20 protein-coding genes are annotated in these 18448 nt (G+C 68.6%); 8 read left to right on the top strand and 12 right to left on the bottom strand.

The genetic code is table 11. The features are described from left to right. Positions 1-58: 58 nt before the first annotated feature. On the bottom strand, positions 59-205 hold the full coding sequence (locus AC1ROW_RS02495; RefSeq protein ID WP_493017283.1) for a hypothetical protein: 147 nt from the start codon (positions 203-205) through the stop codon (positions 59-61). 146 nt (positions 206-351) lie between these two features. Between AC1ROW_RS02495 and AC1ROW_RS02490 the strand changes: the two genes are divergently transcribed. Then, on the top strand, positions 352-861 hold the full coding sequence (locus AC1ROW_RS02490) for a hypothetical protein (protein WP_493017282.1): 510 nt from the start codon (positions 352-354) through the stop codon (positions 859-861). Between the two features lie 10 nt (positions 862-871). Here the strand turns inward: AC1ROW_RS02490 and AC1ROW_RS02485 are convergent, their stop codons facing one another. The 4 genes from AC1ROW_RS02485 to AC1ROW_RS02470 form a co-directional block, all read right to left on the bottom strand. Then, positions 872-1603, bottom strand: a complete 732-nt coding sequence (locus AC1ROW_RS02485; protein ID WP_493017281.1) for a flavodoxin family protein — start codon at positions 1601-1603, stop codon at positions 872-874. Between the two features lie 10 nt (positions 1604-1613). Then, entirely contained in the window at positions 1614-1775 is a 162-nt protein-coding gene (locus tag AC1ROW_RS02480) for a hypothetical protein (protein ID WP_493017280.1), read from the bottom strand. A gap of 111 nt (positions 1776-1886) precedes the next feature. Beyond that, positions 1887-2462: a hypothetical protein gene (locus tag AC1ROW_RS02475; RefSeq protein WP_493017279.1), complete on the bottom strand. Its 576-nt coding sequence runs from the start codon at positions 2460-2462 to the stop codon at positions 1887-1889. Between the two features lie 372 nt (positions 2463-2834). Then, complete coding sequence (locus AC1ROW_RS02470) at positions 2835-3902, bottom strand: hypothetical protein (protein ID WP_493017278.1); 1068 nt, start codon at positions 3900-3902, stop codon at positions 2835-2837. Between the two features lie 432 nt (positions 3903-4334). Between AC1ROW_RS02470 and AC1ROW_RS02465 the strand changes: the two genes are divergently transcribed. From AC1ROW_RS02465 to AC1ROW_RS02445, 5 genes are all read left to right on the top strand, one after another. Further along, a complete protein-coding gene (locus AC1ROW_RS02465; protein ID WP_493017277.1) occupies positions 4335-5534 on the top strand; it encodes an epoxide hydrolase family protein in 1200 nt (399 codons plus the stop codon). Beyond that, positions 5531-6487: an alpha/beta fold hydrolase gene (locus tag AC1ROW_RS02460; RefSeq protein WP_493017276.1), complete on the top strand. Its 957-nt coding sequence runs from the start codon at positions 5531-5533 to the stop codon at positions 6485-6487. Before AC1ROW_RS02465 ends, AC1ROW_RS02460 begins: the two co-directional genes overlap by 4 nt. Beyond that, complete coding sequence (locus AC1ROW_RS02455; protein WP_493017275.1) at positions 6477-7514, top strand: redoxin domain-containing protein; 1038 nt, start codon at positions 6477-6479, stop codon at positions 7512-7514. The genes AC1ROW_RS02460 and AC1ROW_RS02455 overlap by 11 nt, the downstream gene beginning before the upstream one ends. 71 nt (positions 7515-7585) lie before the next feature. Next, entirely contained in the window at positions 7586-8089 is a 504-nt protein-coding gene (locus AC1ROW_RS02450) for a beta-class carbonic anhydrase (protein ID WP_493017274.1), read from the top strand. Between the two features lie 27 nt (positions 8090-8116). Further along, positions 8117-9019 (top strand): alpha/beta hydrolase, encoded by a 903-nt coding sequence (locus AC1ROW_RS02445; protein WP_493017273.1) that lies wholly within the window; start codon positions 8117-8119, stop codon positions 9017-9019. Here the strand turns inward: AC1ROW_RS02445 and AC1ROW_RS02440 are convergent, their stop codons facing one another. The 6 genes from AC1ROW_RS02440 to AC1ROW_RS02415 form a co-directional block, all read right to left on the bottom strand. Continuing rightward, the gene (locus AC1ROW_RS02440; protein WP_493017272.1) at positions 9020-9322 is read right to left on the bottom strand and encodes an SHOCT domain-containing protein; all 303 of its coding nucleotides are present in this window, start codon (positions 9320-9322) and stop codon (positions 9020-9022) included. Further along, a complete protein-coding gene (locus tag AC1ROW_RS02435; protein WP_493017271.1) occupies positions 9319-9753 on the bottom strand; it encodes a hypothetical protein in 435 nt (144 codons plus the stop codon). The genes AC1ROW_RS02440 and AC1ROW_RS02435 overlap by 4 nt, the downstream gene beginning before the upstream one ends. Before the next feature lie 148 nt (positions 9754-9901). After that, entirely contained in the window at positions 9902-10303 is a 402-nt protein-coding gene (locus tag AC1ROW_RS02430; RefSeq protein ID WP_493017270.1) for a DUF1801 domain-containing protein, read from the bottom strand. Beyond that, the gene (locus AC1ROW_RS02425; protein WP_493017269.1) at positions 10300-10917 is read right to left on the bottom strand and encodes a dihydrofolate reductase family protein; all 618 of its coding nucleotides are present in this window, start codon (positions 10915-10917) and stop codon (positions 10300-10302) included. Before AC1ROW_RS02425 ends, AC1ROW_RS02430 begins: the two co-directional genes overlap by 4 nt. Then, positions 10917-11414, bottom strand: a complete 498-nt coding sequence (locus AC1ROW_RS02420) for an SRPBCC domain-containing protein (protein ID WP_493017268.1) — start codon at positions 11412-11414, stop codon at positions 10917-10919. The genes AC1ROW_RS02425 and AC1ROW_RS02420 overlap by 1 nt, the downstream gene beginning before the upstream one ends. A gap of 2 nt (positions 11415-11416) precedes the next feature. Beyond that, positions 11417-11803 carry an ArsR/SmtB family transcription factor gene (locus AC1ROW_RS02415; RefSeq protein WP_493017267.1) on the bottom strand — a complete coding sequence of 129 codons (387 nt, stop codon included), beginning with the start codon at positions 11801-11803 and terminating at the stop codon, positions 11417-11419. A 177-nt stretch (positions 11804-11980) separates the two neighbouring features. On the opposite strand from AC1ROW_RS02415, the gene AC1ROW_RS02410 reads away from it, so the two are divergent. Continuing rightward, positions 11981-16690 carry a beta strand repeat-containing protein gene (locus tag AC1ROW_RS02410; protein ID WP_493017266.1) on the top strand — a complete coding sequence of 1570 codons (4710 nt, stop codon included), beginning with the start codon at positions 11981-11983 and terminating at the stop codon, positions 16688-16690. Between the two features lie 86 nt (positions 16691-16776). Here the strand turns inward: AC1ROW_RS02410 and AC1ROW_RS02405 are convergent, their stop codons facing one another. Further along, positions 16777-17622, bottom strand: coding sequence for a class II glutamine amidotransferase (locus tag AC1ROW_RS02405; RefSeq protein WP_493017265.1), 846 nt, complete (start codon positions 17620-17622; stop codon positions 16777-16779). A 223-nt stretch (positions 17623-17845) separates the two neighbouring features. Here AC1ROW_RS02405 and AC1ROW_RS02400 point away from each other — a divergent pair, with 223 nt between their 5' ends. Beyond that, positions 17846-18439, top strand: coding sequence for a M23 family metallopeptidase (locus AC1ROW_RS02400; RefSeq protein WP_493017264.1), 594 nt, complete (start codon positions 17846-17848; stop codon positions 18437-18439). Positions 18440-18448 lie beyond the last annotated feature (9 nt).

Genomic DNA, 18448 nt, shown 5'->3' with positions numbered 1-18448 from the left:
CGATATCGGTCGATCAGGCCAGGAGGGAGCAGCGCGTGCTGCTCCCTCCTGACGGATTTCAGAGTTGGGCGTACTTGACGTTCGCCTGCGGCGCTTCGATCTCATCGACGCGCAACTGCGCGTACTTCACGTTCGCCTGCGCCGGTTCGACCTCGTCGATACGCAACTCGGTAATCTCGTCCATTCGCTCGAGAACGATCGTCATCGATATCTCCCACCAGATGAATAGTCGCCGCTTTGGCGACTAGTCTGACCATACAGAACGTTCCGTCTGCTGCGCACGCATAAACATCTAAAATGTACAGCTGCTTTGCGGCCGCCGGCGCTGAGGCGAGTGGATAGTCTGCAGTGATGGAACGAGCCGAAAAGCCCCTGCGTCTGATCGTTGGCGGATCCAGCCGGGCGCAGCTGCGGACGACGCTGGAATCGCATGGCGTCCTCCTGAACGCGTACGCTGAGACGCTGCTCGATCACGAAGCGTTCGACGCGCGGGAACCGGTGGAGCTGACTGTCGTCGAGCGCGACGTCCGCGAACTCGGCCTGGTCGACGGAGGGACCCTGCCGGAGGTTTTCGCCGCGGCAGTCCAGCACGGCCTGTCGCTGTGCCCGGCCGACACCGGGCCGTACCTCCGGATGGCGCTGCGGTCGCAGCCGAACGCGCCCGACTCGGTGCTGTCGGCGGGACGCTCGCCCGCGGGCGCGATCAAAGTCGCGAGCGCGCCGCTCAGCGACGACGTGGAGTTCCCGAAGGGCTTCTATCTGCGCGTCGTGGACGGCGTGCAGTGGCTGCGCGGGTTCCGGTGCGACGCCGAGTACAGGTATTCGGCCGAGGACCGGTTCGCGTTCACGCTGCCGTCATGACCGGTGCTCGTTATGACCGGTACTCCGGGTTGCGGAAGTCGAAGCGCGTCCCGGCGTCCCACTCGCGGCGCTGGTTGCCGTAGTCGGGGAACCCTCCCGCGTCCTTCAGCAGCCGGGCCAGGTGCAGCAGGTTCCAGGTGAGGAAGGTCGTGTTGCGGTTGGTGAAGTCGTTGTCGAAGCCCACGCGCCGGCCGTCGCCGAGGTCGTCGCCGTAGCTCGGGCCGGGTCCCGCCTCGCCGATCCAGCCGGCGTCGGCCTGCGGGGGGATCGCGTAGCCGATGTGCTGCAAGCTGTAGAGGACGTTGGACGCGCAGTGCTTGATGCCGTCCTCGTTGCCGGTGATGAGGCAGCCGCCGGTGCGGCCGTAGTAGAGCCACTGGCCTTTGTCGTTGAGCTCGCCCGAGTGCGCGTACAACCGTTCGATGATCTTCTTCGTCTCGCTGCTGTTGTCGCCGAGCCAGATGGGGCCTGCGATCACGAGGATGTCGGCGGCGAGCACCCGGGAGAAGAGCTCGGGCCACGCGTCCACCTCCCAGCCGTAATCGCGCATGTCGGGATAGACGCCGGTGGCGATCGGGTGGTCGACGGCACGGAACTGGTCGACCTGCACCCCCTGGGCGGCCATGATCGACGCGCTCACATCGATCAGCGACTGAGTGTGGCTGCGGCCGGGGGAGCGGGTGAGGGTGGTGTTGATGAAGAGCGCACGCAGATCGCTGAAGTCGGTTCCGGAGGAGCTCATGGGGGTCACGCTACAGCCGGTCGCCGTGGCGCGCGACGAACAGGGGTGAGAAGACGGGGACGAGCGCCGCGAGAAAGACGAGGGCGCCGATCGCGAGGATGAGGCGGTAGCCGAGGAGGGTCGCGAGATGTCCGGCGAGCAGCGCGCCGACGAAGAAGACGACGCGGTTCACGGTCCGGATGGTCTAGTTCATCCGTCCTTGGATGGGCTCATGACCCACGCTAGTCCAACGCGGCCTGCGGGGGGTGGACGAGCCCCATTGTCAACGGGGCCGTAGGATCACTCAGTCTGCGCCGGGCTCATCAACCGGTCGAGGTAAGGCTGTGTCAGACCAGTTGGCTCGGCTATCTCGTTGGACCTCATGAACGCTCGCCATGTATCCCACGCAGACCGAGCCAACGCGTCCGTCGACGGTCGTGTGGTTGGCCAGTGGCTCCCTCTGGAGACGATACGCGATCGTCACATAGTGACCACCAGTCTCGGAATCGCCATCCTCCCAGACGTACGCGACGCGCGCGTTCCCGTCTCGCTTGAAGTGTTTCCAGGTGTTGGCGTAGTCGCGACAGAGTTGAAGATCGAGGCTGTTGGCCACCGTCGACCGAACCTGCTCATGCAAGGAGAGTTGCTCGGAGAAGGTCTCGCCCAGGTGGTACGTATCGATTAGCAGGCTATTGATGAGCGCCCAGAGGTCAGTGTTCGACTCGATCGGAGCACCGTCGTAGATCTCTCGGAGACGCGCCAAGTACTTTGTCACCAGCAGCCAGCGCTGCTCCCAAGACCAGCCGCCGGAGTGCTGAACCGAGGCCCGTGCGCTCACTCCGGTCGTAACGCGGGCGCCGCCTGAAACGGGATCCTCCATACGGCGGAGTATTACACCGCCGCGCCCATCCCGCACCAGGTGCGCGCTGGCGGGACAACTTCGGCTTGCGACATGGTTTCTGGTCACGATACACATCGCTGATAATGCACATTATGTCAGTTCGAACCCCCGAGCTTCCGCCCCGAGCCGAAGTTCGTCTCGGGCTTGGCTTAGATCGGCTTTCACCTGTGCAAGCGCTTCGTGATTCACTTGCCCCCACTTCGACTGGTACTCCCGGAGTCTTCGGCCAAGCGGGGCATCGTCGTCCAGAAACCGGTCGCCACCTCAGTGATATATTTCGTTGACATGTGAGTCGGAGGGTTCACCGAAGGCCGTTCTCCCCCACCTCAGGATGCAACGTCGCGGCGAGTCTCACTCCAGATTGCCAAACTCCCCACTCGCAAGCCGTGCGGCCATTTCGGAAGTTATGGCCTCCAGTTCATTGCGTGTCTCCGGTGTAAACCTCTCGTAGAGGGCAAATTCCGCGCTCGCCTTGTTTATTAGCTTCAGCACCCTGCCAAACCAGTCCCTCAACTCCCTGGGGCGACGATTGCCCTTCAGGATTGCTTGATTTGCGAGAGAACTAGCGTGTTGATCGCCGGATACGAAACGGCCACAGATGTTCTGGATCGCCTCCAGGTTGCCGCGCATTGCGTTCCAGTCCACCGTTGCACGGTCGTCGGCGGCTATCGCGCCGGACAGTCGAACCAGTTCCTTCAGATATTGAGTGACGACGTGGGCTGCAGTAGGAAAGGAGGTGGTATCGAGCGTTTCCTGTTGTGCGGCAAGCGCTTCCGACGCGCGGTGGATTTTTCGCGCATTCTTGAAGCGTCGAATGCCTCCGACAACGATGAAGGTCGCGGCGGGGGCAATCCCAGCCGTGGCGGCAGCGCCAACGGCTGACCCTAAAGCGAACCCAATCCCGGCCGTGACCGTTGCGGCGCCAACCTGAACTCCGAGATCTAGGAAGGCATTCACCTCGGTCGCGCGATACGCGAGCTTCCACGGCGGATCTTGCGGAATACGTTCGCCCTTGCGCAGAAGTTCGCCCAAGGCGATGCGAGCCTCAGTGAGGTCGCGGAGTATCTGGTCGCTGTCATGGTCCCCCGCGATGAGACGCGTCGTTTCGGATACGACGACAGCTGCCTTCGGCGGCGGCTCGTAGCCGAAGAGCTTGAGTAAGGATGGCAGCGCGGCCAAATAATCGTGGCGCAATTCAGCGGTTTGGGGAGTTCGCACGGCATCTGCTGCCCTATTCCATGCGTCGTCGTCGTCATGAAACAGCCGTAGCTCAGCCAGCGCGCGCGTCAGTTCAGGCCGGAGGGCTTCTGCAACCTGCGCTACGGACGACCGTTCAATTTCGAGACGGAGCGCCTCCAATTCGCGACGACTTTCGCGAAGTCGAAAAAAGTCTTTGAAGTCCATGTCGATCCAATCCATGTCCGACGCAAGGCCGCTCCAACCGACTTCAAGAGGAGGCACAAAAGATGATGCCACTAATGTGCTTCTGCGTTCCAGTCAAGTGCGAAGTGTGAACGCAGCTCGTGTTTCGACACTGTCCACCGAACACGACAGGCAAACTCGTCAGTTCGGCAGCACACCGTCTAGCCGCAACACGCATCGAGGGTCGATAATCCGCGGAGAGCGACGAATCCCCTCCTGACGAGATCCCGATAGCCCGTCGTTTCCCTCCTATCAGGACCTTCCTGGTGCGCTGCCGCCGCTCCCCCTCCCCCTCACGGGAGCGACATTCGAGATCGATGGAGGTCGGCAACCGCTCAGCGGTCGCTGAATCGCCACCATCCGGATCGAACCCTCACGCCCAGCGCGCACACATCCCCGACAGCAACCCCTCGTTCGAAAGCGAACATTGTGACCGTCACTGAACCACGCCCCGACACCGCAATCCGACCCTTCACCGTCGAGATCCCGCAAGACGACATCGACGACCTCGAGCGGCGGATCCGGAACACGCGATTCCCCGAGAAGGAGACCGTCGACGACACCTCCCAAGGCGTGCGGCTGGAGGTGATGCAGGCGCTCGCGCAGTACTGGCTCGAGCATCACGACTGGCGCAACGTCGAAGCCCGCCTGAACGCCCTCCCCCAGTTCATCACCGAGATCGACGGGGTGGACATCCACTTCATCCACGTGAAATCGCCCCACGAGAACGCTCTCCCGATGATCGTCACCCACGGCTGGCCGGGCTCGATCATCGAGCAGCTGAAGATCATCGGCCCGCTGACCGATCCGACCGCCTACGGCGCCGACGCCTCGGACGCGTTCGACCTCGTCATTCCGTCGCTCCCGGGGCACGGGTTCTCGGGAAAGCCGGACAAGCCCGGCTGGGACCCGATCCGGATCGCGAAAGCCTGGGGCGAGCTCATGACCCGTCTCGGCTACGACCGCTACGTCGCGCAAGGCGGCGACTGGGGCAATGCCGTCACCGAGCAGATGGCGCTGCTCCAGCCTCCCGGGCTCATCGGCATTCACACGAATATGCCGGCCACAGTTCCGGACGGCATCCAGGCCGCGCTGGACGCGCACGAGGAGCCGCCCGCCGAACTCACGGCGGAAGAGCGCGGCGCGTGGGACCAGCTCGCCTACTTCTACGCGCACGGTCTCGGTTACGCGCAGGAGATGGCAGGCCGGCCGCAGACGCTGTACGCGCTGGCGGACTCGCCGGTCGGGCTGGCGGCCTGGATGCTCGATCACGACGCCGCCAGCTACGACCTGATCGCGCGGGTCTTCCTGGGCGGGTCGGAGGGGCTCACCAGGGACGACATCCTGGACAACATCGACCTCTACTGGTTCACCAATACCGCGGTGTCCTCGGCGCGGTTGTACTGGGAGAGCAAGCTCGCGTTCTTTCAGCCCAAGGGGGTGCAGCTCCCGACGGGAGTCAGCGTCTTCCCGGATGAGATCTACGCGGCGCCACGGAGCTGGGCCGAACTGGCGTATCCCAACCTGATCCACTTCAACCGCCTCGATCGCGGGACGCACTTCGCCGCCTGGGAGCAGCCCGAGCTGTTCTCGCAGGAGGTTCGTGCGACGTTCCGCCCACTCCGGTGACCACGCCACTCGAGGCGACCGCGCAGGTGGAGGCCGGCGTGCTGAGCATCGGCCTCGCCGAGCGCGGACCGTCCGACGGCCCCGTCGTGCTGCTGCTGCATGGCTGGCCGTATTCGATCGAAAGCTTCAGCGAGCCGGCGGCCATTCTGGCTGATCAGGGCTACCGAGTGCTCATCCCGCACCTGCGCGGATACGGAACGACCCGGTTCCTGTCGGAGGAGACCCCGCGGAACGGGCAGCCGGCCGCTTTGGCCGCGGACGCCCTCGCTCTGCTCGACGCCCTCGGCGTGGCCGACGCGGTCGTCGCCGGGTTCGACTGGGGTGCGCGGACAGCCAACGTGCTCGCAGCACTGTGGCCCGAGCGCTGTCGCGCCCACGTCGCCGTCAGCGGCTACCTGCTCAGCAGCCAAGCGGCCAACGCGCAGCCGTTGCCTCCCGCGGCGGAGCTGGCCTGGTGGTATCAGTTCTATTTCGCGACTCGGCGGGGAGAGCTCGGATACGACGCGAACCGCACCGACTTCGCCCGCCTGATCTGGCGGACCGCCTCGCCGAAGTGGGAGTTCAGCGAGGAGGAGTTTCTGCGCAGCGCCGCAGCGCTGGAGAATCCCGACCATGTCCGCATCGTGATCCACAACTATCGCTGGCGACTGGGTCTCGCCGAGGGCGAACCGCGCTTCGACGATGTCGAACGGCTGCTTGCCGCGCGCCCGACCATCGGCGTGCCGACGATCACGCTCGAAGGTGACAGCAACGGCGCAGCGCATCCCGACCCCGCCGCTTACCGCGACCGGTACACCGGGCCGTACGAGCACCGCACCCTGACCGGCGGCATCGGCCACGCCCTCCCCCAGGAGGCGCCGGAGGCGTTCGCTCAGGCCGTCATCGACGCCGACCGCATGGCGAAGGAGGCCGCGGGGAACGGGCGCGCGAGGGAGGGAGCCGATGTCGACTGACGCGCGCGACCGGCGCTTCTGGTCGGTCGCCCACCGGCTCTCCGACACTGCGGAGGCACTTCCCGACGAAGGGCGCCTCTCCCCCTTCGACCGGGCCACCGGGTGGCTGAACTCCCAGCCGCTCACACCGCAGGCGCTGCGCGGCCGGGTGGTCCTCGTGAGCTTCTGGACCTACACCTGCGTCAACTGGCTTCGGACCCTGCCGTACCTCCGTGCGTGGCATGCGAAGTACGCGGCACAGGGGCTGACCATCGTCGGGGTCCACACGCCGGAGTTCGGGTTCGAGCACGACCACGCCAATGTCGAGGCACGCGTCCGGTCGCTCGGGGTGGAGTACCCCGTCGCCTTCGACGACGACTACGGAGTGTGGGGCGACTTCGCCAACAACTACTGGCCGGCCGTCTACCTCGCCGACGCGACCGGGCGCGTCCGCTACCACCACTTCGGCGAAGGCGACTACGAGATGACCGAGATGGCGATCCAGGTGCTGCTGACGTCCGGCGGCGCGTCCGACGTGGACCCCGGTCTCGCGCAGCCCCAGGCGTACGGTTTGGAGGTGGCCGCGGACTGGTCCACCTTGCGCTCCCCCGAGACATACCTGGGCTATCGGCAGAGCAGCGGCTTCGCCTCCGAGGACGCCGCCGCCTATGACCGCGCAACGGAGTACGCGATCCACACCGACCTTTCACCGAACCACTGGGATCTGCACGGCGAATGGGTGCAGACCCCGTACGCAGCGGTGTCCAGCCGACCCGGTGGTCGGATCGCGTTCGCATTCCACGCCAGGGACGTGAACCTGGTGATGGGAGGCGCCGCCGGTTCCCAGCCGAGCCGCTTCCGTGTCTTCCTCGACGGCAGATCGCCGGTGGGAGCGAGCGGCACCGACGTCGATGACCACGGCCGCGGCACCCTCGACCGGCAGGACACCTACCAGCTGGTCCGACAGCAGGGTGCCATACGCGACCGGCTCTTCGAGATCGAGTTCGACCGACCCGGAGTGGAGGCGTACTGCTTCACCTTCGGATAGGACGGTTCCGCCCCGCCACAGACCTCCGTCTAGGGGCCACGTCTTCCACTACGACAACCTAAGGACTAGCCATGACCATCATCGATGAGGCGCTCAGCGCCATCGCAGCGAACGCCGACGAATACGATGCGAGCAACGGGGCGCCGCCGGCGCCGAAGATCGCGATCGTCACCTGCGCCGATCCCCGGCTGAGCGGCATCGTGAGGATGCTCGGCCTGGCCGACGCCGACGTCGACCTGATCAGAAACGTGGGCACCGTGATCGACGACGACTCGGTCCGGTCCCTCATCGTCTCCACCCGGCTGCTCGGGACTCGGGAGATCATGATCATCAATCACAACGACTGCGGAATGTCGAAGTTCGGCGACCAGGAACTCGAGGCGCGGCTGCGAACCGAGACCGGAGCGACGCCGATCGCGCCGGCCCGCTTCTACAGCTTCACCGACGTGGAGCAGAACACCAAAGAGCAGGTCGCCAAGGTGAAGACCCATCCGTGGATCTCCTCCGATATCCCTGTCAGGGGGTTCGTCTTCGATGTCCATACCGGTCGGCTCAGCGAAGTCGTCCCGGACTGACGCTGACGCGGCCGAGGAGGTGGCACCATGCCGAGTCCCGCCATGGATGAGCTGATCGCGTCGCTCCACCAGCGCCAGAGCGCTGCAGCCGGCCGACCGCCTGAGACGGTGGCGGAGGAACGAGCGGGATTCGCGCCGGCCGGTCCCGTGCATCCGATTCCCGACGATGTCCGTGTGACCGAGGTCGTGGCCGCCGGGGTGAAGGCGCATTGGCTGGACCCTCCCGGGTCCGACCCGGGCCGGGTCCTCCTGTTCCTGCACGGCGGGGGCTTCCGGTTGGGTTCGCTGGCCAGCGACGGGGAATTGGCCGCTCGACTGGGACGGGCCGGCCGGATGCGGGTGCTCTTTCCGGAGTACCGGCTGGCGCCGGAGCACCCGTTCCCGGCGGCGATCGACGACGTCCTCGCCGTCTGGCGGTGGCTTCGCGAGGAACAGGGAACGGCCGCCGACTCGATCGCCGTAGCCGGCGACTCCGCAGGCGGTGGCCTCACCGTCTCCCTGCTCGTCGCCACCCGCGACGCGGGAGGAGCCCTCCCTGCCGCTGTGGTGCTGATGTCTCCGACCGTCGACCTGACGAGCTCCGGGCCGTCGATGACGGACCGAATCGATCAGGATCCGATCTCCACTCCCGAGCTGCTGCGCCAGCTGGCCTCCGACTACCTCGCCGGAGCCGACCCGAGAACGCCGCTCGCTTCGCCCCTGTATGCGACGCTCTCAGGGCTGCCTCCGATGCTCGTGCAGGTGGGGACAGCCGACCTGCTGTTCAGCGACGCCGAACGCCTCACGCGCGCGGCGACGGCCGCCGGTGTCGACGTCCGCCTGGAGATCGGCGAGGGGCTGCCGCACGTGTACCAGCTCATGCTCGGCACAGCGGAGGCAGCCGACGCGACCGAGCGGATCGGACGGTTCTTGCGCGAGCAGGTGCGGTGACTACCCGCCCAGGATTTTCGCCTTCTGCGTCTCGAACTCCGCGTCGGTGAGAACGCCGGCAGCGCGCAACTCACCGAGTTGCGTGAGCTGGTCCAGCACCGACGGGCCCGAGCCCGCGGGTGCCGGGTCGATGGCCGTGGTCCCAGCGGCCGTCGTCCCAGTGGCCGTCGTCCCGGTAGCCGGAGCCGCGGGCTGCGCTCCGGCCTCGGAGTCCTGCGCCGCCCAGCGCTGCTGGCGTCGGTGGGTGCTACCGATCACGCGCGTGGCGACGGAGGCGCGCGCGGCGGTGCGGAGAAGGCTCATCGGTCCGTTCCTTTCGTTTCGACGGCGTCGGCGAGGTCGATGATGTCGACTCCGCCGGCGAACAGTTCCATGCCGCCCGCCGCGATCCAGGCGTCGGCTGCGGACGCGAGGGAGCGGTCCTCGTAGACGAGCGCGATGGCGAACGCGCCGGGGTCCAGGGCTTCGGCGACCCGCTGGACGTCCTCCGCGTCGAGGATGCCCGAGTACGCTCCCACGAAGCCGTCGAGTGCGTCGCGGCCAGGGAACTGGTCGAGCGGGCGCCGCACCGGAGCTCCGGTGTCGTCGACGCGGATCAACTCGAGGTCGAGCACCTCGATGACCCCCTCGTCGACCCGCTGAAGCACGGCGGCGAGCCCCGCGCTGACGGAGGCCTGGTCGGGGAACGCGAACACGAGGTAGTCCACGGCTCCGGCGAAAGCGTCGTTGGCCATGTCGGTCCTTTCTCTGGAGAGGGCACGGCGCTCGCCACGCTAGCGGCGCGTCCGTTGCGCTCCCCTCCCCCGTGCCGGACCGCGGCGGCGGCGCGGCCGAAGTTTCACCGGGTCGCCCATCCCCTGGCCCGTACGGCCGGCGGACCGCTCACCCGCGCCGGCCGCCGACCCCGGGCCGCGACGTGATCTGTCGCATCCAGTCGGCGACCTGCCGTTCGTCCAGGTCCGCGAGCGTCGACAGCTCGACCCCGCGGGTGGCCTTGCCCATCGCGACGGGCGTCACCGGCGGCACCGGCTCGAGGGTCACCCCATTCACGAACATCAGCTTCACGTGGTCGTCGAAGGCGCCGCAGCAGAAGCACCAGCCGTCGCCGACGCCGTAGTACGACATCCCCCACTTGATGGAGCGGGTCAGACCGGGCAGTGTCCGCGCCGCCAGGGCGTCCACGGCCTCCGCGATCGCCCGCTGGGCGTCGGGGAGGCTCGCGATGTAGGCGAACACCGGCTTGTCGCCGACCGCCGCCTTGGCCGGGCTCGCGCGGCCGGTCATCGCTCGTGCACCCGGTACGTGAGGTGCGTCGCCCGGGACGACGCCTCCGAGCCGAGCTGTTCCAGCCGGATCCGGGAGACGTCCACGGACTCGAACAGCCGGATGCCCTTCCCGAACAGCACGGGCGAGAGGGCGATCGAGAACTCGTCGACCAGCCCGGCGTTCAGGTACTCCACGATCGTCGCGCCGCCGCCGGCGATCCGGACGTCGCGCTCCCCTGCAGCTTGACGCGCCCGGTCGAGCGCGACCTGGAGGTCGTCCACGAAGTGGAACGTCGTCCCGCCGAGACGCGCCCACGGGTCGCGGCGCTCGTGCGTGACGACGAACACGTCGGTGTGGAACGGCGCGTCCTCCGGCCAGGCGTGCTCGCCGGCCTCGAACATCCGCTTGCCCATCACGCTGGCTCCGGTGCGCTCGAAGGTGCGGCGGGCGACGTCGTCGTCCAGGCCCTCCTCGCCGCCCGGGCCGAGGCCGAGGTTCTGGCGGAAGAACCGGGTCGGGAAGACCCAGTGCTGCAACTCCATCCACTGCTTCCCCATCAGCTCGTCCGGGGAGTCCGGGGCCATGAACCCGTCCAGCGACATCGAGACGCTGAAGAACGCCTTCCCTGCCATCAGTTCCCCTTCTCATTCCTCATGGTGGGCTCGACGTAGCCGGCCAGCTTGGCCAGCGTCTGCCTGCCGCCCTCGGCGGCGTGGGAGCGTTCGAGCGCCTGGTCCCGCAGTTCCACGGTCGGGAACACCGTCCGCAGCTCGACACGCGTTGCGGCGCCCTCCGCGGTGAAGGTCAGCACCGACGCGAAGGTGTCGGGATCGTCGCGGCGCTCGCCGTGGAGCAGCTCGATGCGCTCGGGCGGGACGATGGCCGTCCAGGTGATCCACTCGGAATGCGCCGTGCCGTCCGGCCCGCGCATGGTGAAGACCCACTCCCCTCCCACGCGGAAGTCGAAAGACCGGGTGGTCGTGCTGAACCCCTCCGGGCCCCACCAGCGCGAGAGGTGCCTGACCGTTGTGAACGCCTCGAACACGAGCTCGGGCCGCGCGTCGATCAGCCGCGACACGACGATCTCGCGGTCGGCCGTCGACGACTCCGCTGCTTCCGGTTCCCGCACTGCTACTCCCCCTCTCGCTGGGTCGTCGCCGTCTGTGTCGTCGGCGTCGATGTCGTCGGCTTCTGCGCCTTGAGCTCCTGCACGTACGCGTCGAGTCGGTCGAAGCTCTCGTTCCAGAACCGTTCGAAGCCGCCGGTCCACTCGTGGATCGTCCGCAGGCCGCTCGCGTCGAGGCCGTAGACGCGCTGCTTGCCCGCTCGCCGGTCCTGCACGAGGCCGACCTCCTTGAGCACACGCAGGTGCTTGGACGCGCCGGGCTGCGGCATCCCGAGCGCGGTCGCCACCTCGTTCACCGGCCGCTCGCCGGAGCGCAGCAGCATCAGGATGTCGCGGCGGCGCGGCTCCGCGATCGCGTTGAAGACGTCCGAGGTCGTCGCTGCCCGTGCCATGCGCGAATCATATACCCATATGGGTGCATGAGGACAGGGTGAAGACCGTCGTTAAAGCTGGCTTCCGCTAGACGGAAGGGTGCGCCTACCGCGCCGGAACGACGGGGCCGAGGCTCCAGCGCGTCGCAGGCGGCCCGGTACTTTTCGACGGACATTTCAGGGCCTCGGAGGGTATCGATGCAGTTCTTCACACGCAGACGTTCGAAGGTGGTGGCTGCGCTCGTGAGCGCGCTCCTGGCCGTTGCCGGGGTCATCGTCGCGACGCAGGTCGCGGCAGCCGCCCCGACCGACCAGCAGTGCTCCTATGCCGACGCCGGAACCGGCACCTACGCGCGCACGCTGTGCTGGCTCGACCAGAGCAGCTACGACCCGGCCGCGGCCGAAACCCCCGGCGGCCAGCAGATGAAGGTCGCGCTGCCGGGCGGCTACACGCTCGAGTACACCATCACATTGGTCGGTCGTGCGGTGGTCCCCGCTGCGTTCCCGACGTACGCGAGCGCCTACCTCGGCCGCAACAACGGCAGCTACCGTGGTGTCGCGGGCATGCCCGCGCTCTACCAGTCGGGCGCTTCGGGCGGGACCTCCGTCGTGACGGTGGCCGGCGTCAGCGTCACGGACGCCGACGGCAACCCCGTCAACGCGTTCTCGCTCGTCATGGCGGACGCCGAGTCCACCGATATCAACGAATCGCTGCGGTTCACTGCCACTGCACCGCTGCGGCAGATCGCGCCGCTGGGCAATGCCTGCGAGGCGGGGCTCACCGGGGTCGGCACGAACACGGTGACCTGCTCCAGCAACGAGAACGTCACCCGGACCGGCACGGCGATACTCGCGGCCGACACCGCGTTCGGCGCCTCGATCGACCTGAACACGAACCGGCGTCAGGGCATCGCCTTCGGCATCCTGCTGTCGAAGGTCGTCCTGTCCAAGAACGTCGCGAGCCGGGTGAGCCCGTCCGACTCGTTCGGACTCAGCGTCACCGCACCGGGCGGCATCCAGCTCGCCAGCGCGAACACCGGAACGGCGACCACCGCCACCACCGGTGAGGTCGAGACGATCGGCGCCGCCACCACCTCCCCGTTCACGCTCGCGGAGACTGCGACCGGCACGTCTCCGATCGGCTCGTACGCCCAGTCCTGGTCCTGCACCAGGAACGGCTCCGCCGATCCCGCTCTGCCGTCGGGGGCGGCGGGCCCCTCCGCGGATGTCGCGCTCGCGATAGGCGACCTGGTGAACTGCACCATCACCAACTCCGCACTGAACGGGAACCTTCTGCTCCAGAAAGAGGCCGGCCCCGTGAACGATGTCAACGGGAACGGTGTCCGCGACGCCGGCGACACGATCCCGTACTCCTTCACCGTGACGAACACCGGGCAGCTCACGGTCGAGAACCTCGTTGTGAACGATCCCGCCGTCGGTGCGGTGACCTGCCCGGCCACCACGCTCGCCCCCGGGGACAGCACGCGGTGCACCGCGAACTCGCTCTACACGATCACGGCCGCGGACGTCGCCTCCGGCGCGTTCACGAACACCGCGACGGCGCAGGGCAACGCTCTGGGCAGCACGACCGTGATCCGCTCCAACACCTCCGCCACCCGGACCACGCTCGAGGCGGCGAACGCCGCCCTGACGCTCAGCAAGACCGTCTCGCCGGCGACCGCGGCGGTGGCCGGGACCACCGTGACCTACGACTACAGCGTGACCAACACAGGCAACGTGGACGTCCACGCCCTTGCGATCGTGGAGAGCTCGTTCTCGGGCAGCGGGACCGGACCGGCGCCGGTCTGCCCGGTGACCTCGCTCGCACCCGGCGCCTCCACGGTCTGCACGGCGACCTACACGGTGACGCAGGCGGACGTGGACAGCGGCTCGGTGACGAACACCGCGCACGCCACCGCGACCGACCCCGAGAGCGGCACGGTGAACTCCCCCGGCTCTTCGGCGACGGTGACCTCGGCGGCCGCTCCCGCGATCACGCTCGAGAAGTCGGCCTCGCCGGACGACGCCGCGTCGTTCGTCGTCGGCCAGGAACTGACCTACTCCTTCGTCGCGACCAACACCGGGAACGTCACGCTCACGAACGTCGGCATCGACGAGCAGGGCTTCACCGGCACGGGCGGCGCGGTCAACCCGGTCTGTCCGGCTGACGCGCCGATCCCGCCGGGCGGACAGGTGACCTGCACGGCGACGTACACGCTGACCCAGGCCGACATCGACCAGGGCGACGTGACCAACACTGCGACCGCGCACGGCACCCCGCCGACCGGCACGGCCGTGAGCTCGGCGCCCGACACCATCAGCGCCCCGGGCAACCCGGCGCCGGCCATCACCGTCGAGAAGACCGCAACGCCTGCGACGGTCGCGGCCGCCGGTGACGTCGTGAGCTACCGGTTCGCCGTGACCAACAGCGGCAACGTGACCCTGAAGGACGTCACGGTCGACGAGACCGCGTTCTCGGGCAGCGGCGGGGCCCCGGTCGTCAGCTGCCCCGCGGAAGCCGCGACGATGCTCCCCGGAGCCCGGGTGGTCTGCACCGCGAGCTATACGCTGACGCAGACGGACGCCGACCAGTCCCAGCTCAGCAACACCGCCACCGCGACCGGCACCCCGCCGGCCTCGGCGGGCGCCCCGGTGACCAGCGCGCCGTCCACGGCGACCGTCGCGGTCGCCGAGAACCCGGCTCTCACCCTGGTGAAGACCGCGAGCCCGCTGCACGCTACCGCCGCGGGCGACACGATCACCTACTCGTTCGCGGTGACCAACACCGGCGACACGACGGTCAACGGCATCGGGATCGCCGAGGGCTCGTTCTCCGGCTCCGGACCGGCTCCGTCGCCGAACTGCCCAGCTGGCGCGGCGTCGCTGGCGCCCGGCGCGACCGTGACCTGCACGGCTACCTACACCGTCACCCTGGCGGACGCGAACGCCGGCGGCATCGACAACGACGCCACGGCCACGGGCACGACAGGCAGCGGGGCGTCCGTCACCTCCAATGACGCGCAGAACGTGGTGCCGATCGCGGCCGACCCGGGGGTGACCCTGCAGAAGACGGCCTCCATCCGCACCGTGACGGCCGCGGGCCAGACGGTCACCTACTCGTTCGTGATCACCAACACCGGGAACGTCACGCTGCAGACCCCCCAGGTCGTCGAAGCCCGGTTCAGCGGGTACGCCGTGCTGGACCCGGTGTGCCCCGCCGGCGTCACCTCGCTGGCGCCCGGCGAGTCGGTGACCTGTACGGCCGACTACGTCATCACGCAGGCCGACATGGACAAAGGCGGGGTCACCAACAGCGCCGTGGCGACGCTCCAGACGCCGGCCGGAGCGACGATCACCGCTCCCCCGTCGCAGGTCGACATCACGGCCGACCCGGCGCCCGCGCTGACGATGGAGAAGACCGTCGACCCGACCACGATCACCGCGGCGGGCCAGCCGGTCACCTACTCCTACCTGGTGACCAACACCGGGAACGTGACGCTGACCGGCGTCGCCGTGGGCGAAGGCGACTTCACCGGCACCGGCGGCACGCCGGCGCCGAGCTGCCCGGCCGGAGCGGCTTCGCTCGCCCCGGGCGCGGCGGTGACCTGCACGGCGTCGTACACGCCGACCCAGGCCGACGTCGACACCGGAACCGTGACCAACACGGCGACCGCGAGCGGCACGCCGATCGCCGGTGGCGCGGCGGTGGACTCCCAGCCGTCGTCCACGACCTTCAGCGCCACCGCGTCGCCGGACCTGACCATCACGAAGACCGCCGACCCGGCCACGGTGACCCGGGCGGGTGAGACGGTGACCTACAGCTTCGTGGTGACCAACACCGGCAACGTGACCATGTCCGAGGTCGAGGTGATCGAGGGGACCTTCACCGGCACCGGCATCGCGCCGGTCGTGCAGTGCCCCGCCGCGCCGATCGTCCTCGCGCCCGGGAGCACCGTGACCTGCACGGCGACCTACACCACGACCCAGGCGGACGTGGATGCCGGGACCCTCGACAACACCGCGACCGTGCAGGGCTCGATCCCGTCGGCTCCGGGCGTCCCGATGACCTTCGGGCCGGCCGGGAGCCGCGTCGACGCTCCGGCCCAGCCGGCGCTCTCGATCGTCAAGTCGGCGACGCCATCGGACGCAGCGTCGTTCGTGACCGGGGCGGTGATCACGTACAGCTTCGTGGTGACCAACACCGGCAACGTGACCCTGGACGACATCCAGGTGGCCGACTCCGGCTTCACGGGCAGCGGCCCGGCGCCGGTGCCGGACTGCCCGGACGCGCCTGCCGCGCTCGACCCGGGCGCGCAGCTCACCTGCACGGCGACCTACACGGTCACCCAGGCCGACGCCGACGCCGGCGGCATCAGCAACACGGCGACGGCGAGCGGCGTCCCGCCGGCCGGAGGCGAGCCGGTGGAGAGCGCGCCGTCCACCGTCGCGCTGCCCCACGACAGCGCACCCGCGCTCGGCCTGGTGAAGAGCGCCACCGTGAACACCTCGACGATCGACTACCGCTTCACGGTGACCAACACCGGGAACGTGACGGTCACCGGCGTCTCGATCGCGGAGGGCGACTTCACCGGCACGGGCGGCTTCCCGGGCATCGACTGCGCGGACGGGGCGGCGTCGCTCGCCCCTGGCGCGTCGATCGAATGCACGGCGACGTACACGATCACCGACGCCGACCGCCGGGCGGCGACCGTGACCAACACGGCCGTCGCAGAGGGTAAGGCCGGGTCCGGACGAGTCTCCTCGCCGCCGTCGACGGCTCGGGCGGCGCTCGGCGGCCTCGCCTCGACCGGACTGGACGTGGAGACGGCGGTCTGGTTGGGCGCGATCCTCATCGCCCTCGGCGGAGGCGCGATCGGGTTCCGCATCCTGCGGCGACGCCGGGCCTGATCGGGAGCAGACGAAGGCGGGGACGACCGTGGTCGTCCTCGCCTTCCGTCGTGCTCAGGCGTCGTCGTGCTCAGGTGGCGGCGTGCTCAAGCGTCGGCGTGCTGCATGAACGGCTCGTGGTGGTAACCGTCGTCGTTGAGGATCGCGACCGTCGACTCCCCGACCTCCACGAACGCGCCGGGGATGTCGTTGAGCGGTTCGGACACCACGACCTTCGCCTTGTCCCCGAACAGCTCGAGGCGCGCGGCGTCCGGGTACATCTCGCGAAGCTCCGGGATGGCGACCGAGTGGTACAGGCTCCGGCTTCGACCCGAGGTGGAGTAGCGGAAGGCCCAGATGGTCGCGCCGTCGGACAGCGCGATCGTGCCCTGCATCGGGAAGCGGATGCCCTTCGACTCCCCCACCTCCTCGATCCGCTGGACGGTCTTCGTCATGGCGCCGATCGGGTCGTCCCGGAGCCCGAGGGTCAGGGCCAGGTAGAACATGACCTCGGAGTCGGTCGTGCCGTGGATCAGCGGGTAGAGCGACGGGTCGACGGAATAGGTCAGGTCGCGCTTCATCGCCGTGAAGCCGTCGAGGAAGCCGTTGTGCATGAACATCCAGTTCTCGTAGCGGAACGGGTGGCAGTTCGTCTGCTGGATCGGCGGTCCCCCCGCCGCGCGCACATGCCCGAAGAACAGCGGGCTGGCGATCGAGTTGGTCAGCTCGCGGAGATTCTCGTCGTTCCAGGCGGGCTCGGTGGAGTGGAACAGCGCGGGCTTGCTCCCCGCGACGGAGCCCTCCGGGTACCAGCCGAAGCCGAAACCGTCCCCGTTCACGGTCTCGGCGCCGAGCGGTGAGTTCAGCGACTGCGCGACCAGCGAGTGTTGCGCGTCCAGGATCAGGACGGCGGGTGTGAGCGCCTCCCCCGAGTATGCGAGCCAACGGCACATGACGTCTTCCCCTCCCGGATCGACCGGCTCGACCCGCGAGCACCATAACGCCGGACTCCCTCCCCCGGGAATGGGCCAGGAGCGACTCTCAGGTGTCACTCATCGTGATATGTCACACTGGAGGTACGGAATACCCGAGCCGTTCCCCGCACTCCCGCCCCGACGAAAGAGGTGTCCTCTGTTCCCGACCCGACCGCTGTCCCATACCCTGATCTCCGGCGGCTTGGCGCTCGGCCTGGCCGCCACCTCCTCCCTCATCGGCGGAGCGTCGCCCGCGACGGCGGTCACCGGAGCCGACGCGGACGCGCCCGCGCAGCGCCTGGCGGTGCCGGCGCTCGCCGGCTCGGACTCGTTCGGGGCCTCGCGAGAGGCCCCGGCCGTCCACGTCGCCCCGACGCTCGTCTGGCCGATTCAGGGCGACGTCGTCGTCTCCGACGGCTTCGGCCACCGAGACGCCCCAGCCGAGGGGGCGTCCACCGAGCACCCGGGGGTCGACTTCGCCGCGCGCGCCGGCGTGCCCGTCCGCACGGTCGCGGCCGGCGTCGTGAGCCGGGTGGAGACCGTGGATCGTGGCGGCTGCGGCGTCCATCTCGTCACCGACCACATCGTGCGGGGCCAGACCGTGACGACCGTCTACTGCCACCTCGCGGAAGGCTCGGTCGCGGTGCGCGCGGGCCAGCGCGTCGGCGCGGGCGACGTGATCGGGTCCGTCGGCAGCACCGGGGTCTCGACCGGTGCGCACCTCCACTTCGAGGTGCGGCCGGGCGGCGGGTCCCCCGTCGACCCGCTGCCCTGGCTGAACGCGCTCGCAGCCTGACCCGTCGCG

This window comes from Leifsonia sp. GW821-FHT13C09, assembly GCF_058806435.1.
This window is presented reverse-complemented; position numbering and strand designations above follow the sequence as displayed.

Coding starts and splice junctions, on each gene's coding strand:
- AC1ROW_RS02405 (WP_493017265.1), bottom strand. CDS start 17,622: ATGTGCCGTTGGCTCGCATACTCGGGGGAGGCGCTCACACCCGCCGTC.
- AC1ROW_RS02455 (WP_493017275.1), top strand. CDS start 6,477: ATGTCGACTGACGCGCGCGACCGGCGCTTCTGGTCGGTCGCCCACCGG.
- AC1ROW_RS02440 (WP_493017272.1), bottom strand. CDS start 9,322: ATGAGCCTTCTCCGCACCGCCGCGCGCGCCTCCGTCGCCACGCGCGTG.
- AC1ROW_RS02445 (WP_493017273.1), top strand. CDS start 8,117: ATGCCGAGTCCCGCCATGGATGAGCTGATCGCGTCGCTCCACCAGCGC.
- AC1ROW_RS02425 (WP_493017269.1), bottom strand. CDS start 10,917: ATGGCAGGGAAGGCGTTCTTCAGCGTCTCGATGTCGCTGGACGGGTTC.
- AC1ROW_RS02490 (WP_493017282.1), top strand. CDS start 352: ATGGAACGAGCCGAAAAGCCCCTGCGTCTGATCGTTGGCGGATCCAGC.
- AC1ROW_RS02485 (WP_493017281.1), bottom strand. CDS start 1,603: ATGAGCTCCTCCGGAACCGACTTCAGCGATCTGCGTGCGCTCTTCATC.
- AC1ROW_RS02430 (WP_493017270.1), bottom strand. CDS start 10,303: ATGACCGGCCGCGCGAGCCCGGCCAAGGCGGCGGTCGGCGACAAGCCG.
- AC1ROW_RS02410 (WP_493017266.1), top strand. CDS start 11,981: ATGCAGTTCTTCACACGCAGACGTTCGAAGGTGGTGGCTGCGCTCGTG.
- AC1ROW_RS02475 (WP_493017279.1), bottom strand. CDS start 2,462: ATGGAGGATCCCGTTTCAGGCGGCGCCCGCGTTACGACCGGAGTGAGC.
- AC1ROW_RS02435 (WP_493017271.1), bottom strand. CDS start 9,753: ATGGCCAACGACGCTTTCGCCGGAGCCGTGGACTACCTCGTGTTCGCG.
- AC1ROW_RS02415 (WP_493017267.1), bottom strand. CDS start 11,803: ATGGCACGGGCAGCGACGACCTCGGACGTCTTCAACGCGATCGCGGAG.
- AC1ROW_RS02470 (WP_493017278.1), bottom strand. CDS start 3,902: ATGGATTGGATCGACATGGACTTCAAAGACTTTTTTCGACTTCGCGAA.
- AC1ROW_RS02450 (WP_493017274.1), top strand. CDS start 7,586: ATGACCATCATCGATGAGGCGCTCAGCGCCATCGCAGCGAACGCCGAC.
- AC1ROW_RS02495 (WP_493017283.1), bottom strand. CDS start 205: ATGACGATCGTTCTCGAGCGAATGGACGAGATTACCGAGTTGCGTATC.